The sequence below is a fragment of the Lentzea sp. NPDC055074 genome, assembly GCF_053608005.1.
Window position 1 is genome coordinate 152,614 of the sequence record NZ_JBSGUQ010000013.1, and the last position, 17,915, is coordinate 170,528.

The 17,915-nt window shown below is 67.1% G+C and carries 14 protein-coding genes and 1 tRNA gene; 11 read left to right on the top strand and 4 right to left on the bottom strand.

All coding sequences use genetic code 11. The features are described 5' to 3' along the window. Positions 1-94: 94 nt before the first annotated feature. The 3 genes from ACWF7A_RS27515 to ACWF7A_RS27525 all read left to right on the top strand — a co-directional run bounded on the left by ACWF7A_RS27515 (position 95) and on the right by ACWF7A_RS27525 (position 3,820). Complete coding sequence (locus ACWF7A_RS27515) at positions 95-1,651, top strand: alpha/beta hydrolase (protein ID WP_452253375.1); 1,557 nt, start codon at positions 95-97, stop codon at positions 1,649-1,651. 217 nt (positions 1,652-1,868) lie between these two features. After that, positions 1,869-2,633 (top strand): mechanosensitive ion channel family protein, encoded by a 765-nt coding sequence (locus tag ACWF7A_RS27520; RefSeq protein ID WP_452253376.1) that lies wholly within the window; start codon positions 1,869-1,871, stop codon positions 2,631-2,633. A 143-nt stretch (positions 2,634-2,776) separates the two neighbouring features. Beyond that, positions 2,777-3,820: a glucose-1-phosphate thymidylyltransferase gene (locus tag ACWF7A_RS27525; protein WP_452253377.1), complete on the top strand. Its 1,044-nt coding sequence runs from the start codon at positions 2,777-2,779 to the stop codon at positions 3,818-3,820. Here the strand turns inward: ACWF7A_RS27525 and ACWF7A_RS27530 are convergent. After that, on the bottom strand, positions 3,817-4,860 hold the full coding sequence (locus ACWF7A_RS27530) for a winged helix DNA-binding domain-containing protein (RefSeq protein WP_452253378.1): 1,044 nt from the start codon (positions 4,858-4,860) through the stop codon (positions 3,817-3,819). The genes ACWF7A_RS27525 and ACWF7A_RS27530 overlap by 4 nt on opposite strands. A 9-nt stretch (positions 4,861-4,869) precedes the next feature. Next, positions 4,870-5,958: a phytase gene (locus ACWF7A_RS27535; protein ID WP_452253379.1), complete on the bottom strand. Its 1,089-nt coding sequence runs from the start codon at positions 5,956-5,958 to the stop codon at positions 4,870-4,872. Positions 5,959-6,024: 66 nt separating this feature from the next. Between ACWF7A_RS27535 and pnuC the strand changes: the two genes are divergently transcribed. From pnuC to ACWF7A_RS27550, 3 genes are read left to right on the top strand one after another with little or no spacing between them, the layout of a single operon-like run. Then, positions 6,025-6,636: a nicotinamide riboside transporter PnuC gene (gene pnuC / locus ACWF7A_RS27540; protein WP_452253483.1), complete on the top strand. Its 612-nt coding sequence runs from the start codon at positions 6,025-6,027 to the stop codon at positions 6,634-6,636. After that, positions 6,633-7,802: a M14 family zinc carboxypeptidase gene (locus ACWF7A_RS27545; protein ID WP_452253380.1), complete on the top strand. Its 1,170-nt coding sequence runs from the start codon at positions 6,633-6,635 to the stop codon at positions 7,800-7,802. Before pnuC ends, ACWF7A_RS27545 begins: the two co-directional genes overlap by 4 nt. Before the next feature lie 18 nt (positions 7,803-7,820). Next, entirely contained in the window at positions 7,821-8,576 is a 756-nt protein-coding gene (locus tag ACWF7A_RS27550; RefSeq protein ID WP_452253381.1) for a GNAT family N-acetyltransferase, read from the top strand. Between the two features lie 46 nt (positions 8,577-8,622). Here the strand turns inward: ACWF7A_RS27550 and aceE are convergent, their stop codons facing one another. Continuing rightward, entirely contained in the window at positions 8,623-11,382 is a 2,760-nt protein-coding gene (gene aceE, locus ACWF7A_RS27555; RefSeq protein WP_452253382.1) for a pyruvate dehydrogenase (acetyl-transferring), homodimeric type, read from the bottom strand. A 320-nt stretch (positions 11,383-11,702) separates the two neighbouring features. Between aceE and ACWF7A_RS27560 the strand changes: the two genes are divergently transcribed. The 3 genes from ACWF7A_RS27560 to ACWF7A_RS27570 all read left to right on the top strand — a co-directional run bounded on the left by ACWF7A_RS27560 (position 11,703) and on the right by ACWF7A_RS27570 (position 12,784). Continuing rightward, positions 11,703-12,134 (top strand): DUF3052 domain-containing protein, encoded by a 432-nt coding sequence (locus ACWF7A_RS27560; RefSeq protein WP_452253383.1) that lies wholly within the window; start codon positions 11,703-11,705, stop codon positions 12,132-12,134. A 73-nt stretch (positions 12,135-12,207) separates the two neighbouring features. Then, positions 12,208-12,672 (top strand): peroxiredoxin, encoded by a 465-nt coding sequence (locus ACWF7A_RS27565; protein WP_452253384.1) that lies wholly within the window; start codon positions 12,208-12,210, stop codon positions 12,670-12,672. Between the two features lie 37 nt (positions 12,673-12,709). Continuing rightward, positions 12,710-12,784, top strand: a tRNA-Val gene (locus tag ACWF7A_RS27570). A gap of 55 nt (positions 12,785-12,839) precedes the next feature. Here ACWF7A_RS27570 and ACWF7A_RS27575 read toward each other — a convergent pair. Continuing rightward, entirely contained in the window at positions 12,840-13,796 is a 957-nt protein-coding gene (locus tag ACWF7A_RS27575) for a tyrosine-type recombinase/integrase (protein WP_452253385.1), read from the bottom strand. Between the two features lie 212 nt (positions 13,797-14,008). Here ACWF7A_RS27575 and ACWF7A_RS27580 point away from each other — a divergent pair, with 212 nt between their 5' ends. After that, positions 14,009-17,011 carry a tetratricopeptide repeat protein gene (locus tag ACWF7A_RS27580; RefSeq protein ID WP_452253386.1) on the top strand — a complete coding sequence of 1,001 codons (3,003 nt, stop codon included), beginning with the start codon at positions 14,009-14,011 and terminating at the stop codon, positions 17,009-17,011. 522 nt (positions 17,012-17,533) lie between these two features. Continuing rightward, a complete protein-coding gene (locus ACWF7A_RS27585; protein WP_452253387.1) occupies positions 17,534-17,890 on the top strand; it encodes a hypothetical protein in 357 nt (118 codons plus the stop codon). Positions 17,891-17,915: the final 25 nt, after the last annotated feature.

Here is a 17,915-nt window from a genome sequence, read left to right on the forward strand (position 1 = left end):
CATCACCGGGATGGGTGACAGAACCCATGTGCCCGAGTGAACGGCCATACCTTCGGGCGGCAGAGGTCTTTCGGCACGGCGTGGAGGTTTCGTCTTGCGCAGGTACCCGGCACTGGTCCTAGGGATCGTCGTTCTGCTGACCACGAGCGCGACCGCCTCCGCCGATCCACCCGACCCGCTCGCCGAGTTCCACGCGCAACCCGTCAAGTGGGCGGCGTGCGAGGGGAAGCTCGCCGAGCTGGAGTGCGCGACGCTCGTCGCGCCGCTCGACCACGCCAAGCCGGCCGGCGACCGGATCAACCTGACGATCAGCCGCAAGAAGGCCGCGGCGGCCGATCGGCGCCGTGGTGTGCTCTTCACCAATCCGGGTGGACCCGGCGGCTCCGGGCTCGGCCTGCCGCTGTTCCTGATGAGGTCCGAGCTCGCCCAGGTCTACGACGTGATCGGCATCGACCCGCGCGGCGTCGGCGGTTCGACGGCGCTGAACTGCCGCTCCGCGCCCGCGATCGCCGCGCCGGAGTCGCGGCCCGCCGACGGCGAGTTCGGCAAGTGGGCGGCCGAGGCGCGCGAGGCCGAGGAGGCCTGCCAGAGGTCCGGCGGCGGGATCCGGCAGTTCATCAGCACCGCGAACACCGCGCGGGACATGGACGTCGTGCGCGCCGTGCTGGGCGAGCAGAAGATCAACTACCTGGGCTACTCCTACGGCACGTACCTGGGCGCCGTGTACGGGACCCTGTTCCCGAACCGGCTCGACCGCAGCGTGCTCGACTCGGCCGTGCACCCCGAGTGGATCTGGCACGAGCAGTTCCGCCAGCAGGCCATCGCCTACCGGCTGGACGTCGAGTCGTGGGCCACGTGGGCGGGCGAGCGCAACGAGAAGTTCGGGCTCGGCAAGTCCCGCGACGAGGTGCTGGCCGAGGTCGAGAAGGTCGCCGCGAAGGTGCACGCGACGCCGATCGGCGAGCACAACCGCTCCTCCTTCGACGGCGCCATGGGCGTCGGTGCCCGCTACCGTCCACTGTGGTCGGATCTGGCGTCGATCGTGACCAAGCTGCGGTCGGGGGAGAAGCCCGCCAACGCCGAGGGGGCCAAGGCCGGTCAGGTGCTCGCGAAGACCGGTCTGGAGGAGCTGCGGTCGGGCGTCTTCGACACCGTCACCTGCGAGTCCGACTGGCCGACCGACGTCAGCGTCTACTACGAGGACATGCGGATGTTCCGCGAGCGCTACCCGTACGGCTTCGGCATCGTCAGGGCGGCGCCCATGACCTGCACGTTCCGCTCGTTCACGCCTCCGGAGCCGCCGGTGAAGATCGCCCGCGGCGGCTACCCGATCGGCGTTGTCGTGCAGTCCGAGGGCGACACGCAGACCCAGTACGCGAGCGGTCCGGCGATGGCGCAGCGGCTCGGCCACAACCTGATCACCGTCACCGACGAGGGCAAGCACGGCCTCTACAACGGCGGCAACGCGTGCGTCGACGGCAAGGTCAACCGGTACCTGATCGACGGTGCTCTGCCGGGCAGCAGCTCCGAGTGCGCCGGCGACCCGCGGCCGGACGTGCCGAAGGACGGGCAGGGAGGTGCGGCCCCCACGTTGTCGCCGGAGGGGATCCAGGCCTACCTCGACGGCCGGGGGTTCTCCGCCCGGCCGTGACAGGTCCGGACATGTGGAAGCGCCCGCCACGGAGCGTGGCGGGCGCTTCCCTCTCCCCGGTCCCCACCGGTGGTTCCACTCTGGACTGTATTGAGACAAAAATCCACGTCAGCCACCCTTTCGTGTAGCAGTGTCGAAGTTGTGGAGCGGTGTGATCCGCGAAACGATCAGCGCGTCTGATCTTCACTCACCGCAACTTTTGTTCATTGGAGGGCCCGTGGGCTCGCAAATCACCGAGGGCCTGGGCCAGGCGTGGGCGATGGTCGCCACGTTCGTGCCGAAGCTGCTCGGCTTCCTGCTCGTCCTGGTCATCGGCTGGTTCATCGCCAAGGCTCTCGCCAAGGGCGTCCAGTTCCTGCTCAAGCGCGTCGGCTTCGAGAAGCTCGTCGACAAGTCGGGCCTCAACGGCGCGATGCGCCAGTCGTCGATGGACGCCTCCGGCCTCATCGCCAAGATCGTCTACTACTTCGTGCTGCTCATCGCGCTGCAGCTCGCGTTCGGCGTCTTCGGCGCCTCGAACCCGGTCAGCACGCTGCTCAACGAGGTCATCGCGTACCTGCCGCGCATCGTCGTGGCGATGGTTCTCGTGATCGTCGCGTCGGCGATCGGCACCGCGCTCAAGGGTCTCGTCACCGGTGCGCTGGGCCAGCGCTCGTACACGAAGATCATGGGCAACATCACCTACGGCTTCGTGATGGCGCTCGGCGTCATCGCGGCCCTCAACCAGCTGGGCATCGCGATCTCGGTGACCATGCCGGTCCTGATCGCCGTCCTCGCCACCATCGCGGGCGTCGTCATCATCGGTGTCGGTGGCGGCCTGGTCCGCCCGATGCAGGCGCGCTGGGAGGGCTGGCTGACCCGCGTGCAGGACGAGGCACAGGCCCAGTCCCCGATGCCGCGCGCGTCGCAGGAGATGCCCCAGACCGTGGGCGGACGCATGGGTGACATGCAGACGCCGCCGTCTGGCACTCCCATGAGCTAGAGGTTCTGACTTTTGAGAAGGGGCCCTGCGCAAACATCACGCGCAGGGCCCCTTCTTGGTGTTCTGGGGGTTCTCCAGGGACGGTCCACCGCCCGGACGGAGCCTCGTATCCACCCGAACTGTTCCGTCGCGGTGGAGGACCTATGAAAGCCCTTGTGCTGTCCGCGGGCGTGCGCCCGGCCGGATACTCGCTGCCTCGACAGATCGTCCCCATCGCGAACAAGCCGGTGCTCGAGTACGTCGTGGAGAACCTGCGGGACGTCGGCATCACCGAGATCGGCATCGTCGTCGGTGACGGTGCGCAGGAGATCTCCGAGCTGTTCGGCGACGGCTCGTACCTCGGTGTCTCGATCACCTACATCCAGCAGGACCAGCCGCTCGGTCTCGCGCACTGCGTGCGGATCGCCCGGCCGTTCCTCGGTGACGACGACTTCGTGATGTACATGGGTGACAACGTGCTGGTCGAGGGCATCGGCCAGATCGCGGACGAGTTCGCCCGGCTGCGGCCGTCCGCCCAGGTGCTGGTGGACAAGGTCGAGGACCCGCGGCTCTACGGCGTCGCGGAGGTGGACGAGAACTCGCGCGTGACGCGGTTGATCGAGCACCCGCAGGAGCCGCGCAGCGACCTCGCGATGATCGGCGTCTACTTCTTCACGCCCGCGATCCACACCGCCGTCGACGCGATCGAGCCGTCGTGGCGCGGCGAGTTCGAGATCACGGACGCGCTGCAGTGGCTGGTGACGCACGAACGCGACGTGCGGGCGCGCATGTACTCGGGGTTCTGGAAGGACACCGGGAAGGTCGAGGACGTGCTGGAGTGCAACCGCGAGCTGCTCATGGGCCTGCGGGGCGACATCCAGGGCATCGTCGACGACGAGTCGCGGCTGATCGGTGACGTCGTGGTCGAGGAGGGTGCGCGCGTGGTGCGGTCGTGCATCGTCGGGCCCGCGATCATCGGCGCCGGGACGCTGGTCGAGGAGTCGATCATCGGTCCGTACACGTCGATCGGCGCGGACTGCCGGATCGTCGAGTCCGGGGTGGCCGACTCGATCGTGCTGAACGAGGCCACCGTGCACAACGTCTCGGGCATCGAGACGTCGTTGATCGGGCGCCGGGCCCGCGTCGGTTCGGCGCGCCAGCACCGGCTCGTGGTCGGTGACGGCGCGCACGTGGACGTCGCCGCCTAGTTCGCGCGAACCCAGTCCTGAAGGCGGTCGCACTCCTCGGCGACCGCCTTCTGCCTGCTCTTCGGCTGCGCATCGATGTAGTCGACGGTGACGGTGCGGTCCTTGGTGATCGCCCAGGTTGCGACGACGAAGCCGTCGACGAGGACCGTGGGCTTGCCGCCGATGACGACGCCGAGCCGGTCGTCCGCGATGACGCGGCGGCGGTCGGAGTGGGCGAGCAGGATGTTGTCGAACTCGGGCAGGAGCCGCACCGGGAGCGGGGTCTCCGGGTCGGGGCGCGGGGCGTCGGGCAGGTCGAAGAGCTCCTTGCCGGCCTCGTTCCGGAACGTGACGAGCCGCGGGCGCAGGGCCTCGAAGGTGTCCTTCAGCCTGGTGAGGCCGGACCACTGCTGGGCGTCCATGACGCTCGCCGGGCCGAACGCCTTCAGGTAGCGCAGGACGACCTCTTCCTTGCTGACGGCTTCCTGCGGCCGGCCGAGCCAGTTCTCGACGGTCGTGCAGATCGCCCTTCCGCTGCTGTGCCACAGGCCGCGCGGCGGCAGTTGCACGAGGGCGAGCTTGTTGCGCAGCGCGTTGCCGAGGACGGTGTGCTCGCGGTCGGGCCAGCGTTCCCTGAGCTGCTTGCCGGCGTCCGCGGTGCCCTGCGGGGTGTCGTCGAGGATCTTGCGGCCCGCCTCGGCGATCTCGTCGAAGTCGAGGCCTCGCAGTCTCGCCGCGAACGGGCCGCTCTGCAGTTCGCGGTCGAGCCGGAGCTGGGTGTGGGGGCGCAGGCCGAGCGCGTCGCGTGCGCTGACCAGGTGGATCGTGCCGCGCATCAGCAGGATGCGGACGGCCTCCCGGCCGGTCAGGAGGGTTTCGAGCTCCTGCGGCCGGAAGGCCCGGAGCCGCGTCCAGAGGCCGACGTAGGGCGACTTCGGTTCCTGGGCCTGGATGCCGAACAGGTGCTCGATGGTGGCGAGCGCGCTCAGGTCGGCGCGCTCGCGCAGCATCTGGCGTTCGATCAGTGCCCGGTTGAGGGCGTGCAGGCCCAGGATCCCCATCGGGACAGACTAGAACCTGATGAACGCGAATCCGGTGCCATCGGGGCGTTCTCCGTCGTGGACGACGAGCAGGTTGAGCTTGCCCAGGACGACGTCGGCGCCGTCGGAGTGCTCGACGTCCTTGACGCGGAAGTCCTCGAGGGGCTTCATGTCCGCCTTGCGGTAGGCGACGAAGCGCGAGTCGCCCTGGCTGGAGGCGAGCAGCACGTCGTCCGCGATCGTGAGGCCCTCGGCGTCGGCTTCGAGCCACTTGCCGCCGAAGCCGGGGTTCGGGCCGTCGGCGACGCACTCCTCCGTCTCGGGGTCGTACTTCTGCGGCGCTCCCCAGGTGCGGACCTTGTCGACGAGCTGCGGCTTGCCGAAGCCGTTGGAGCGCAACGGGATGCGCCAGATGCCGACGTCCTCCTGAGCGGCGTACAGGGTGTTGGTCTCCTCGTCGATCACCATGCCCTCGACCTGCGGGCCCTCGCCGGGCTCACCGCACACGGTCCACTGCCGGCCGTTCGGCAGGGTGAAGGTGCTCGGAAGGTCCAGAGTGGACACCTTCTTGGTGTCGTAGGTCTTGCCCTTCCGCACTTGCAGGAGCGCGATGCTCGTCTCGTTGCGGCGGCTGGTCACAACGACGTCCTTGCCGTGGACGCGACCGGCGGCCAGGCCGTACGCGGTGCGCTGCTCGTCGACCTCCGCCTCGGTCTTGCTGAACACCGGCTTCGTGGCGGGGTTCGTGACGTCCTTCGCGCCGTGTTCGTCCACTTGGAACACCCGGATGCGGTCACGGCCCCGGTCGCTGACGAACGCCAGGTCGCCGAGGACGTCGACGTTGTTGTAGCGGCCGGGCTTGGCGTCCGGTGTCGGCGGCAGCGGTGCCGGGTAGACGCCGATCGTGCGGCCGTTCAGGTCGAACGCGGCCAGGCCCCCTTCCTTCAGAGTGCCCAGGACCACACTGCGTTCGGTGTTGCGCGGGTTCACCCAGATGGCCGGGTCGTCCGCGTCGGCGGGCTCCTCGAACGTCTGCGTGATGACCGTCGGTGTGATGACGGGCGGCACAGGAGTGGTCAGGAACAAAGGCACGAGCGCCAGTGCTAAGGAAGATGACATGGTGGGACCGTAGGAAACACCGGTGTACTGCGACTGAACCGCGGGGGAACAACCGTGTGGTACGAGATGGGACTGACGATCTTCGGGCAGAAGATCGCGTACACGGAGCTGGTCGGGCAGGTGCTGGCGCTCGCGGTGGTGTTCCTCGCGCAGCGCCGTTCACTCTTGACCTGGCCTGTTCAGCTGGTCTCGGTCGCGTTGCTCTTCACGGTCTACATGTCGGCGCACCTCGGAGGCCTCGCCACCCGTCAGGTCGCCGTCGGTGCGATCGCCGTCTACGGCTGGTACGCCTGGGCACGCCGGCGTGACCCGGTCTTCGGCGTGGTGGTGCGCAAGGGTTCCTGGCGCGAACGCATCGCCGTCGCGGCCGCGTTCGTCGTCGGCACGGTCGCGTTCGCGCTGGTGCTGGACGCGCTCGACGCCTCGTGGGCGCCGTGGCCGGACGCCGCGATCTTCATCGGCACCATCCTCGCCTTCGCGCTGCAGGGCCTGGGGCTCGTCGAGTTCTGGCTGGTGTGGCTGGTGGTCGACGCCGTCGGCGTGCCGCTGCAGATCCAGTCGGGCCTGTACTTCAGCGCGTTCGTCTACGTGATCTTCGCGGGCCTGGTGGTCCACGGCTTCCTGGACTGGAACCGCACCGCCCGCCGGTTGACACAGGCGGCAAAGTCTCCTCTATGAGGGGACTGTTGATCGCTCTGCTGACCGCTGTCTCGTCGCTGGTAGCCGTTCCGGCACAGGCCGCACCGCCTCTGCGCACCGGATTCGAGCTCACCGGCAAGTGGACCACCGAGGCCGAGGAACAGGCCTACCTGCGCGCCACCGGCCTCCCCGTCTCGGAGATCGGCGTCACCGCTCAGGGCCGCCCGATCCAGCTCGTGCGCGTGGGCACCCGCACCGCGCGCACGGTGGTTCTCTTCATCTGCTCGCAGCACGGCGACGAACCTGCCGGCCGCGAGGCGTGCCTGATCCGCATGCGCTCCCTGCCGCGTTCGTCGTCCGTCACCTACCTCTTCGTGCCGAACGCCAACCCGGACGGCCGCGTCGCCGACACCCGCGGCAACTCCGCCGGCATCGACATCAACCGCGACCACCTGCTGTTGCGTTCGTCGGAAGCCCGCGCGATGGCGTCGGTCATCCGCGACTGGCAGCCCGACGTCATCCACGACCTGCACGAGTTCGGCCCGTCGGCGCCCTACTACGTGAAGGACGTCCTCTGGCTGTGGCCGCGCAACCTGAACGTCGCTGACGGTGTGCACGACCTGTCCGAGTCGCTCTCGCGCTCGTACGTCCGGCCTTCGGTCGAGGCGGCCGGGCGCACGTCCGGCGTCTACGGCATCTACGTCGACCCGGTGACCGGCGAGCCCGTCCGCCAGGTGGCCGGTGACGGCCAGGAACGCATCCTGCGCAACACCGGCGGGGTGAAGCACGGCATGGGTCTGCTGGTGGAGACCAACGTCGACAACACCCCGGCGTACCGGGTCGAGTCGCACCTGCTCGCGCTGGACGGCACCCAGTCGTTCGTGCGCGACAACCGTGCGGGCATCGAGGCGGCCAACGCGGCCTCGCGGGCGGTGCGGACGGGCCCGATCTACTTCGGCGGCGCCGACAACCAGCCCCCGGACCCGTCGGACGTCGTCACCGCACCGTGCGGGTACGTGCTGACCGGCGCGCAGTACGTCGAGGTGCAGGACGAACTGGCGTTGCACGGCATCAAGTCCCAGTACCTGCGCGGCGGCGACCGGATCGTGCCGCTGAAGCAGGAGGCGCGGGCCCTGGTCCCGTTGCTGCTGGACGCCCGCGCCGACGGACCGCTGCTGAGCGCCCAGCCCGTCGCGCAGTGCTGACCGTGGTCAGATGGCGGTGTGATCGACGACCTGCACGACCGGATGGAACGCAACCTCGCCGAGCACGCGTGCCATCTGCACCGCCACCTGCCCGGCGCGACCGTCACCGAGACGGCTGACCTGCTCATCGCGGACAGCGGGCTGCCCGACGACACGTTCAACATCGTCGCGGCGGCCCGCTCCACCGCCGACGTGGCCGGGGCCGTCCGCACGGTCCGCGCCACCGGCCGCCCGTTCTCGTGGTGGGTCGGTCCTGGCCCGAACGGCCTGGGTGACAGGCTGCTGGCGGCGGGGCTCGACCGGTCCGAGACGGAGACCGGCATGTGGCTCGACCTCGACGGGCCGCTCCCGAGCGCCGAAGCCCTGGACGTCCGCCCGGTGACCACGGCGGAGCAACTCGCCTCCTACGCCACCGTGCTGGCCGCGAACTGGGACCCGCCCGCCGAGACGGTCCGCCGCTTCTACGCCGAAGCCGCCCCACACGCGTTGACGAGCAACGCCCGCTACCTCGTCGGGTACGTGGACGGCCGTGCGGTGTGCACGGCTGAGGTGTTCCTGCACGCCGGAGTCGCCGGGATCTACAACATCGCGACCCTCGCCGGAGACCGCCGACGCGGCTACGGCAGTGCGATCACGTTGGCCGCGTTGCGCACCGCACGCGCCGAAGGGTGCCGTATTGCCGTCCTGCAGGCCTCTGAGGACGGCGAGACCGTCTACCGGCGTCTGGGGTTCCGGATCGCCGGTCAGTTCACCGAGTACGCGCTGAGGGCGTGAAAAGGGCCGCCCCGTGCGGAGCGGCCCTTTTCACGACCAGTGACTACTACGCGAGGCCCGCGTCGCCCGTGGACGGGCCAGCGGCCTGCACGTCGTCGATGCGGTACTTGCGCGCCGCCTCGACGACCTTCGACTGCTCGACCTCGCCGCGCCGGGCCAGTGCGGCCAGCGTGGCGACGACGACGGACTCCGCGTCCACCAGGAAGTGGCGGCGAGCGGCCGGGCGGGTGTCGGAGAAGCCGAAGCCGTCCGTGCCCAGGGTCGTCATGTCGGTCGGGACGTACGGGCGGATCAGGTCCGGGATCGCCGACGCCCAGTCGGACACGGCGACGACCGGGCCCTGCACGTCCTTGAGCACCTGCGTCACGTACGGCACGCGCGGCTCGGCGTCCACGTGCAGCAGGTTGTGGCGGTCGGTCTCGACGGCGTCGCGGCGCAGCTCCGAGTAGGACGTGGCGGACCACACGTCCGCCGACACGCCCCACTCCTCGGCGAGCATCTTCTGCGCCTTGAGCGCCCACGGGAGGCCCACGCCGGACCCGAGGATCTGGGCACGCGGGCCACCGGTCTGCGGGCCGTCCTGGTACTTGTAGAGGCCCCGCAGGAGGCCTTCCACGTCCAGGCCCTCCGGCTCGGCCGGCTGCACGTACGGCTCGTTGTAGACCGTCATGTAGTAGAAGATGTTCTCGGCGTTCTCGCCGTACATCCTGCGCAGACCGTCCTTGACGATGTGCGCCACCTCGAACGACCACGCCGGGTCGTAGGAGACGACGGCCGGGTTCGTGTGCGCCAGCAGGATCGAGTGGCCGTCGGCGTGCTGCAGGCCCTCACCGGTCAGCGTGGTGCGGCCCGCGGTGGCACCCAGCACGAAGCCGCGCGCCATCTGGTCCGCCGCCGCCCACAGGCCGTCGCCCGTGCGCTGGAAACCGAACATCGAGTAGAAGATGTAGATCGGGATCATCGGCTCGCCCTGCGTGGCGTAGGACGTGCCGACCGCCGTGAACGACGCCGTGGAACCCGCCTCGTTGATGCCCTCGTGCAGGATCTGGCCCTGCTCGGACTCCTTGTAGGCGAGCATCAGGTTGGCGTCCACCGAGGTGTACGCCTGGCCGTTCGGGTTGTAGATCTTCTGCGTCGGGAACATGGAGTCCATGCCGAACGTTCGTGCCTCGTCCGGGATGATCGGCACGATGCGCGGGCCGATCTCCGGGTCCTTCGCGAGGTCGCGGACGAGCCGGACGAACGCCATCGTCGTGGCGACCTCCTGCTTGCCAGAGCCGCGCTTGATGCCCTCGTAGACCTTGTCGCCCGGCAGCACGAGCGCCTTGGACTTCGTGCGGCGCTCCGGCAGGAAGCCACCCAGCTGACGGCGGCGCTCCAGCATGTACTGGATCTCCTGGTTGTCCTGCCCGGGGTGGTAGTACGGCGGCAGGTACGGGTCCTTCTCGAGCACCTCGTCGGAGATCGGGATGCGCAGGCTGTCCCGGAAGCCCTTGAGGTCGTCCAGGGTCATCTTCTTCATCTGGTGCGTCGCGTTGCGCGCCGCGAAGTGCTTGCCGAGCGAGTAGCCCTTGATCGTCTTCGCGAGGATGACGGTCGGCTGGCCGACGGTCTCGGTCGCCGCCTTGTAGGCCGCGTAGACCTTGCGGTAGTCGTGGCCGCCGCGCTTGAGGTTCCACACCTCGTCGTCGGTCATCGGGTCGACGAGCGCCTTCGTCCGCGGGTCGCGGCCGAAGAAGTGCTCCTTGATGTACGCGCCGTCGTTCGCCTTGTACGTCTGGTAGTCGCCGTCCGGCGTGTTGTTCATCAGGTTGACGAGCGCGCCGTCGCGGTCGGCGTGCAGCAGCGCGTCCCACTCGCGGCCCCAGACGACCTTGATGACGTTCCAGCCGGCGCCGCGGAAGAACGACTCCAGCTCCTGGATGATCTTGCCGTTGCCGCGCACCGGACCGTCGAGGCGCTGCAGGTTGCAGTTGACCACGAACGTCAGGTTGTCGAGCTGCTCGTTCGCGGCGAGCTGCAGCAGGCCGCGCGACTCGGGCTCGTCCATCTCGCCGTCGCCGAGGAACGCCCACACGTGCTGGTCGGACGTGTCCTTGATGCCGCGGTCGCGCAGGTAGCGGTTGAACCGCGCCTGGTAGATCGCGTTCATCGGGCCGATGCCCATGGAGACCGTGGGGAACTCCCAGAAGTCCGGCATGAGGCGCGGGTGCGGGTACGACGGCAGGCCGCCGCCCGGACCGGCGTGCGAGTACTCCTGGCGGAAGCCGTCGAGCTGGTGCTCGGACAGGCGGCCCTCGAGGAACGCGCGGGCGTAGACACCGGGGGAGGCGTGACCCTGGATGAAGATCTGGTCGCCACCACCCGGGTGGTTCTTGCCGCGGAAGAAGTGGTTGAAGCCGACCTCGTACAGCGACGCGCTGGACGCGTACGTCGAAATGTGTCCACCGACACCCACGCCGGGGCGCTGGGCGCGGTGCACCGTCATCGCGGCGTTCCAGCGGATCCACGCACGGTAACGACGCTCCACCTCCTCGTCACCGGGGAACCACGGCTCCCGCTCGGTGGGGATGGTGTTGACGTAGTCGGTGCTCGTCAGCGAGGGCATGCCGACGTGGTTCTCACCAGCGCGTTCGAGCAGACGCAGCATCAGATAGCGCGCCCGCTGCTGGCCGCCGCCCTTGAGCACCTCGTCGAACGACTCGAGCCATTCCGAAGTCTCTTCGGGGTCGATGTCCGGCAGGTGCGCTGCCAGGCCGTCGCGAATGACACGCACCCGCTCGGGGCCGGTGTTCTGCGGGCTCAAGGTGTCTCCTCGGCTTCGTTGGCGGTACTTCGCGCTGGCCCGGCAACCGTGCCACGCGTTCCTATCGTTGTCCTTGCGCGACGACTTCGTCATCGCTACCGGTCGGTAGTTCTGGATCGTGTCGCTCACGCGCGCGCGATAAGAGGTATGTAGAGCGTGCCTCATGCCAGTGTAGGTGTCTTCACAGGGGTGCCCGTTCCGGCGTGTCAAGTGGTCAACAGTTGCGCCGGAGGTAGCTGACAGTGTTCGCTAGCCCGAGTAACGGACTCTGGCGGCAGTCTTAGGGCTGTCGCTCTTGCGTAGTTGGAGGAGTGAAAACCGTGGTCGCCGCGGAAGACGCCGGCAAGCTCGGCGTCGCCGACAAGCTCGGGATCGAATCAGGCATGGTCGTCCAGGAACTCGGCTGGGACGAGGACGTTGACGACGCCTTGCGTGCCGCTGTCGAGGAGCGAATCGGGGGCGACCTCCTCGACGAGGATGCCGACGAGACGGTGGGCGTCGTGCTGCTCTGGTGGCGGGAGGACGACGGAGACCTGGTCGACGCCCTCCTCGAGGCCACCGGCGTGCTCGCCGAGGACGGCGTGATCTGGGTTCTCACCCCGAAGACCGGCCGCCCCGGCCACGTGGAGCCTGCGGACGTCGCCGAAGCGGTCCCGACCGCCGGCCTGTCGCAGACCTCCAACATCAGCGTGGGCGACGACTGGGCGGGCATCCGCCTGGTGTGGCCGAAGTCGGCCAAGGCCAAGCGCTGAGATCGCGCTGACATAGGGTTGATCCACGGGCGTTCGCGCGTCCGTGGTCCCTGTGTCCGGGCGGAGGTTCTTCATGGCGGTCGAGGTCGGTGCACAAGCCCCGGACTTCACTCTGAACGACTACAACAAGCAACCTGTGACGTTGTCGTCGTTCCGGGGCTCGCGGTCCGTGCTCCTGGTCTTCTACCCGTTCGCGTTCAGCGGCACCTGCCGTGGCGAGCTCTGCCAGCTGCGGGACGAACTGGCCGAGTACACGGACGCGAACGTCCAGGTGCTGGGCGTGTCCGTGGACACCCCGTTCGCGCTGAAGGCGTGGGCCGTCCAGGAGGGCTACCAGTTCCCGCTGCTGTCGGACTTCTGGCCGCACGGGGCCGTCGCGCAGGCCTACGGCGTGTTCAACTCGGCCGCTGGGATGGCGGTGCGGGGGACGTTCCTGGTGGACGTGGACGGCGTGGTGCGGTTCGCCGAGGTGAACGGGCCGGGTGAGGCTCGCGATCAGTCGGGCTGGAAGAAGGCCGTCGCCTCGCTTCGGGCATGATGTAGGTGTGCCCCTGCGCTTCGCGGCGCTGGGGTTGGGGCGTGTAGCTCAGCGGAAGAGCACTCGGTTTACACCCGAGCGGTCGCAGGTTCGATCCCTGTCGCGCCCACCAGCCCAAACGGCGCCTCCGATTGGTCCGAAGGCGCCGTTGACATCACCGATTGACATCATTCGGGCTCTGAGAGCCGGTCCATCCGCGTCGCCAGCCTGCGCTTTGCCTCGTCCAGCACGTGGCCGTAGATGTTGGCCGTGGTGGAGATCGATGCATGGCCGAGCTGCTCCATCACCTCCCTGATCGTTGCTCCGTCCATCAGCAGCAGCGTGGCTGCTGTGTGTCGGAGGTCGTGCACGCGCGCCGGATCCAGCTCGGCTCCCTTCAGTAGTCGCCGCAGCATCGTGTTCACGTTGCGAGGCTCAATCACCCTGCCCGTCGCAGTAACAAAGATCAGGTCACTCGGCTGACCTGGTGCTGGGTTGAGCTTTGTTCCCTGCCGCTTCGCAGTCTCCTCTCGGTGCTTTCTCAAGGCGGCTAGGCAGACGCGGCCAAGGTAGAGCGACCGAGTGGACTTCTTCGTCTTCGTTTTTCCGAAGAGCAACTTTCCTCGGACGCGTTGCACCGTCCTGCGGACCTTGAACGCGCCGGTTTCGAGGTCTACGTCCGACCAGGCGAGCCCAAGCACCTCACCCTTGCGAAGACCAGTCGTGATGAGGATCAGCCATCGCTCCCCGAGGCGGCTCGCCACGCTGTGGTCAAGTCCTACCCGCTGCGAGACGTGCGCAGGGCTGCGGTCATGTCGGACGGAGTCACACGCCCGGTGGACCAGATGAGGATCTACTCGTGGGCGGAGTACCTCGATCTCTTGGACAAGCTCGGTCCGGCTGGCCTCATCGAACACGTCCGCTCGATCGAGGTCGACGACCCGGACGGCGAGCGTTATCCGCGAACCAAACGCCACGATGACGCCGCTCTTGCGACTGTCGTTGTCGGGGCTTAGCGTCGAAGTAGTGCCGAACTGAGCTCGTCTTGGGTGCTGGAATTTGAAACAGCAGCTTAGAAGCCTACTGCTGTCATCTGCTACGCGCCTAAGTGGATCCTTTTTCCGGGAGTCGAGGAACCTGTCCAAGGTACTCGAAGCGCTGCACAGAGCAGACAGGGCGCGGAGCTGGGGCAGTTGGTGTAGCGAGTGGGGCCGATTTCGCGACAGTCCTCGTACCTGTGACGGTGGCGGGTAAGGGATTGGACGCTGGAGGTGCTGTGAAACGCCGATGGTGGCGCATCGCTCTGGCTGGGGTGGCGTCGATTGCTGTGATCGCGTTATCGGCGCGGTGGGGACTGTTGGATTGGCTGATCGCCGATGGCGGCGCGGTGCGCAACGTGATGGAAGGCGTGAGCTGGCCCGCGACCGTGGCCGCGCTCGTGTTGGCCATGAGCCCATCAGTCCGACGATGGTTTGCGCCGAGCTCGCATGTTTCCCTTGACACAGGCGCGGTCATGCGCGGCCAAGTCGCCACCCTGGATAGAGAGAGTTCGCTTGTGGGGCGGGCGCTGCACTTGGTTGACGGACGTCTGCCGGAGGTCAGGCAAGTTGGACTGCTGCAGTTGCGAGTTAAGCCTGCCATCGACACTCACAGCGAGGACGGCTCGGATCTGCCTCCGTACGTGAGACGTGATCTTGATGAAGACCTGGAATGGGCGATCGCTGCTGGCGGGATGGTATTGCTTCATGGCCGTGCCGCAGTGGGGAAATCGCGTGCTGGGATCGAGGCGCTCCGGCGGCTGCGTCAACACGACCCGTTGCTGATACCTCGAGACGGCCCGGCCTTGCGCGAGTTGGTTGTGGCAGGAGCGGTTCCGGACGGCGCTGTGGTGTGGCTGGATGACCTAGAGCTCTACCTTGCTGCGGACGGCTTGGACCTGGCATTGCTGCAACGGCTGTGCCCAACCGGCGGGCCGAGCAGGACCGTCGTGGTAGCGACGATGCGTGACGAAGAACTAGCACGCCACACCGCTCCGAACGCTGAGAGCGCTGAAGTAGGTGCGAGGATCGAGCGGGCAGCGGTCGATTTGATTGCACAAGTTCAAGGGCGGCGCCGAATCCCAGTGGCCTCTGATCTCTCTGTCATCGAACGAGAACGCGCTCAGCAAGTTGGTGAGCGTGACGGCCGAGTGCGACGTGCGGTGTTGGCATCGGAAGGGTTCGCGGAGTACCTGGCGGCAGGCACGGCAATGATGGACCGATGGTCGATCGGCGACGGTCCGCTGTTTATGGTGGGCCAAGCATTGATCAGCGCTGCGGTTGACTGCCGCCGCGCTGGATATCACAAACCCGTGTCCACCACATTGCTAAGTGAGCTGCATCGTCACTACATGGCTCCAGCGTGGCGTCACCGCGACGATCTCCCCCCGGCTGCAGAAGCACTGCGGTGGACCCACCAGCCCGTGCTGGGAGCCAGTTCCTGCCTGCAGCCCCGCCCGCAGAGTACGGCCCTGGCCTCTGACTACCTTCTCGACCGCGCGCAGAACGGCCAGTCTCCTCTGCCGGAACGTGTTAGTGATGTCGTGTGGCCTAGGTTGCTGGATACCATCCCGGCTGTCGACGCTCTATCTATTGGCAACGCCGCCTACCACGCGAACCGGTTCGATATTGCTCAAACAGCCTGGGAACACGCGTCCACGGCTAACAGCATTGCTCTGGTCAACCTCGGCATCTTGTTGACAGAGCAGGGTCGCGACGACGCAGCTGAACAGCTCTTTCGTCGCGCCATTGACGCAGGAAATAACAGCGCCGCCTCAAGCGCTCTGGGGGCATTGCTGGCCAAGTTGGACCGCGTAGACGAGGCCGAAGATCACCTCCGTCGCGCAGCCGACGCAGGCGATATTTTCGCCTTGAGCAACCTGGGCGCCTTGTTGGCCAAACAGGATCGGGACGAGGAGGCCGAAGCTCACCTCCGCCGCGCCGTTGACGCAGGCAACGCTACAGCCACAGCCATCCTAGGCGCTGTGGTGGCTAAGCAGGGTCGCGCCGAAGAGGCTGAAGGTTACCTTCGTCGCGCGATTGACGCAGGGGATACCAGTGCGCCGGGCCCTCTTGGCGCCGTGCTGGCCGAGTTGGGCCGCGTCGAGGAGGCCGAAGGTTTTCTCCGGCGTGCCGCTGATGCAGGTGATACCAACGCCATTGGGATCCTGGGTGATTTGTTGATCAGGCAGGGCCGAGAGGGAGAGGCTGCGGACTTCCTTCGTAGGGCTGTTGACGCTGGTAACACAGTCGCTGTTGGCAGGCTCGGCGTCCTACTGGCCAAGCAGGGCCGCGCCGAGGAGGCCGAAGGTTATCTTCGTCGTGCTGTCGATGCAGGTGACACCGTTGCTGCTGGCAATCTAGGCGTCTTGCTGGCCAGACAACAGGGCTGGGACGAGGAGGCAGCGGATTACCTCCGTCGCGCCGCTGACGCAGGTAGCGCAGTTGCTGCTGGCAATCTGGGTGCCATGCTGGCCAAGCAACAGGGTCGGGACGAGGAGGCCGAAGATTACCTCCGTCGCGCTGTTGACGCAGGTAGCACGACGGCCGATGGCAATCTGGGCCTCTTGTTGGCCAGACAGCGCCGCGACGAGGAGGCCGCGGTTTACCTCCGTCGCGCCGCTGACGCTGGCAACACCACAGTCTTTGGCGAGCTGGGGCTCTCGTTGGCTAGGCAGGGCCGCGATGAGGAGGCCGTGGACTATCTTCGTCGGGCCGCTGAGGCGGGCGATAGCAACGCCTTAGGTAACCTGGGTGCTTTGCTGGCCAGGCAGGGCCGCGACAATGAAGCCGAAGATCACCTTCGTCGCGCCGTCGAGGCAGGCAACACCATTTCCTCTGGCAACCTTGGTGTCGTGGTGCTCAGGCAGGGCCGCGACGATGAAGCCGAGGATCACCTTCGTCGCGCCGCCGCCGCAGGAGACACCAACGCCATGGGCATATTGGGTGCCGTGCTGGCCGAGAGGGGCCGCGACGATGAAGCCGCTGGTTATCTTCGTTGCGCCGCTGAGGCGGGCGACACCAACGCTTTGAGCAACCTGGGCGCCGTGCTGGCCAGGCAGGGCCGCGACAATGAAGCCGAAGATCATCTACGTCGCGCTGCGGACGCAGGCAATCCTATTGCTTCTGGCAACTTGGGTGCTTTGCTGGCCAGGCAGGGCCGCGACGATGAAGCCATGGAACACCTCCTATGTGCCATCGACGCGGGCGATACCACCGCCTTGAGCAATCTGGGCACTTTGCTGGCCAAGCAGGGCCGTGATGATGAAGCCGTGGACGCTGCAGATCCGCCCGGCAACGTAGTAGGGGAACAGTTGGAGTGAACAATCACCGGCTGAACGTTCTGGTCGGGCTATAAACCGATGATCGTCTATGTCCTACAGCAACCGTTCGATCGCGTCCGAGTTGCAGTAGACACCGTGTTCAGTTCGGGCAACGAGCCTCACCCCTGTAGCTGGGCCCCCTTGACATCATCGCGCGACATCTACGGCGGTGAACGATTATGGACTGACCTGGTGCGGAGCAAACCTCTGGGGGTATCCGCCTGAGGGAACACGCAGGTCGAGAAGGCAAGCCATCTGATTTACGCCCGAGCGGTCGCAGGTTCGATCCCTGTCGCGCCCACCAGATAGGTCCTTCGTGCCCGGTTGATTTACGTGGGCTGAAATCGCGGTGTCGGCCGTGAGAAGCGACTCGGCGGCGATTGCTTGAGCGAGTCCGTCAATTCGGAGCGCTTCGCACTACTCGCCCCTTAAGTCAGAAGTCCACGCGAACTGGACTGAATCTGCGCTAACGCGCGCATCCTCCTGCCCGATAGGGACATCATCGGAAGGGGAGTGGTCGTGATGACTGGCGCAGCGCCGAACGCCGAGCAGCTCGCTCTCGAGTTCACGGACGACCTGCATGCCGGCTATCGCTACCTCGTCCGCAAGATCCAGTACCGCGCCAAGGCGTTCATCGAGATGGTGGCACTGCACGGAGGTGTTGGTGCTGCGCAGATCCTGCTGCGCGGACCCCACACCCACGACGGGTTCGTGCGGCTGTGGGAAGCCGGCGAACTCGATCACAGTGTCGAGGCGTGCGTTCTTCGGCCGAAGTACGCGGTGCTTTTCTCGGAAGACGAGCGGCGTGTGGCCCGTCAGCGCCTCGAGGACCACGGATTCGCCGTCGACAGGTACGTCGAATCGCTTCCTGACAACTGACAAGTGTTCTGCGATCGGTTCTGGA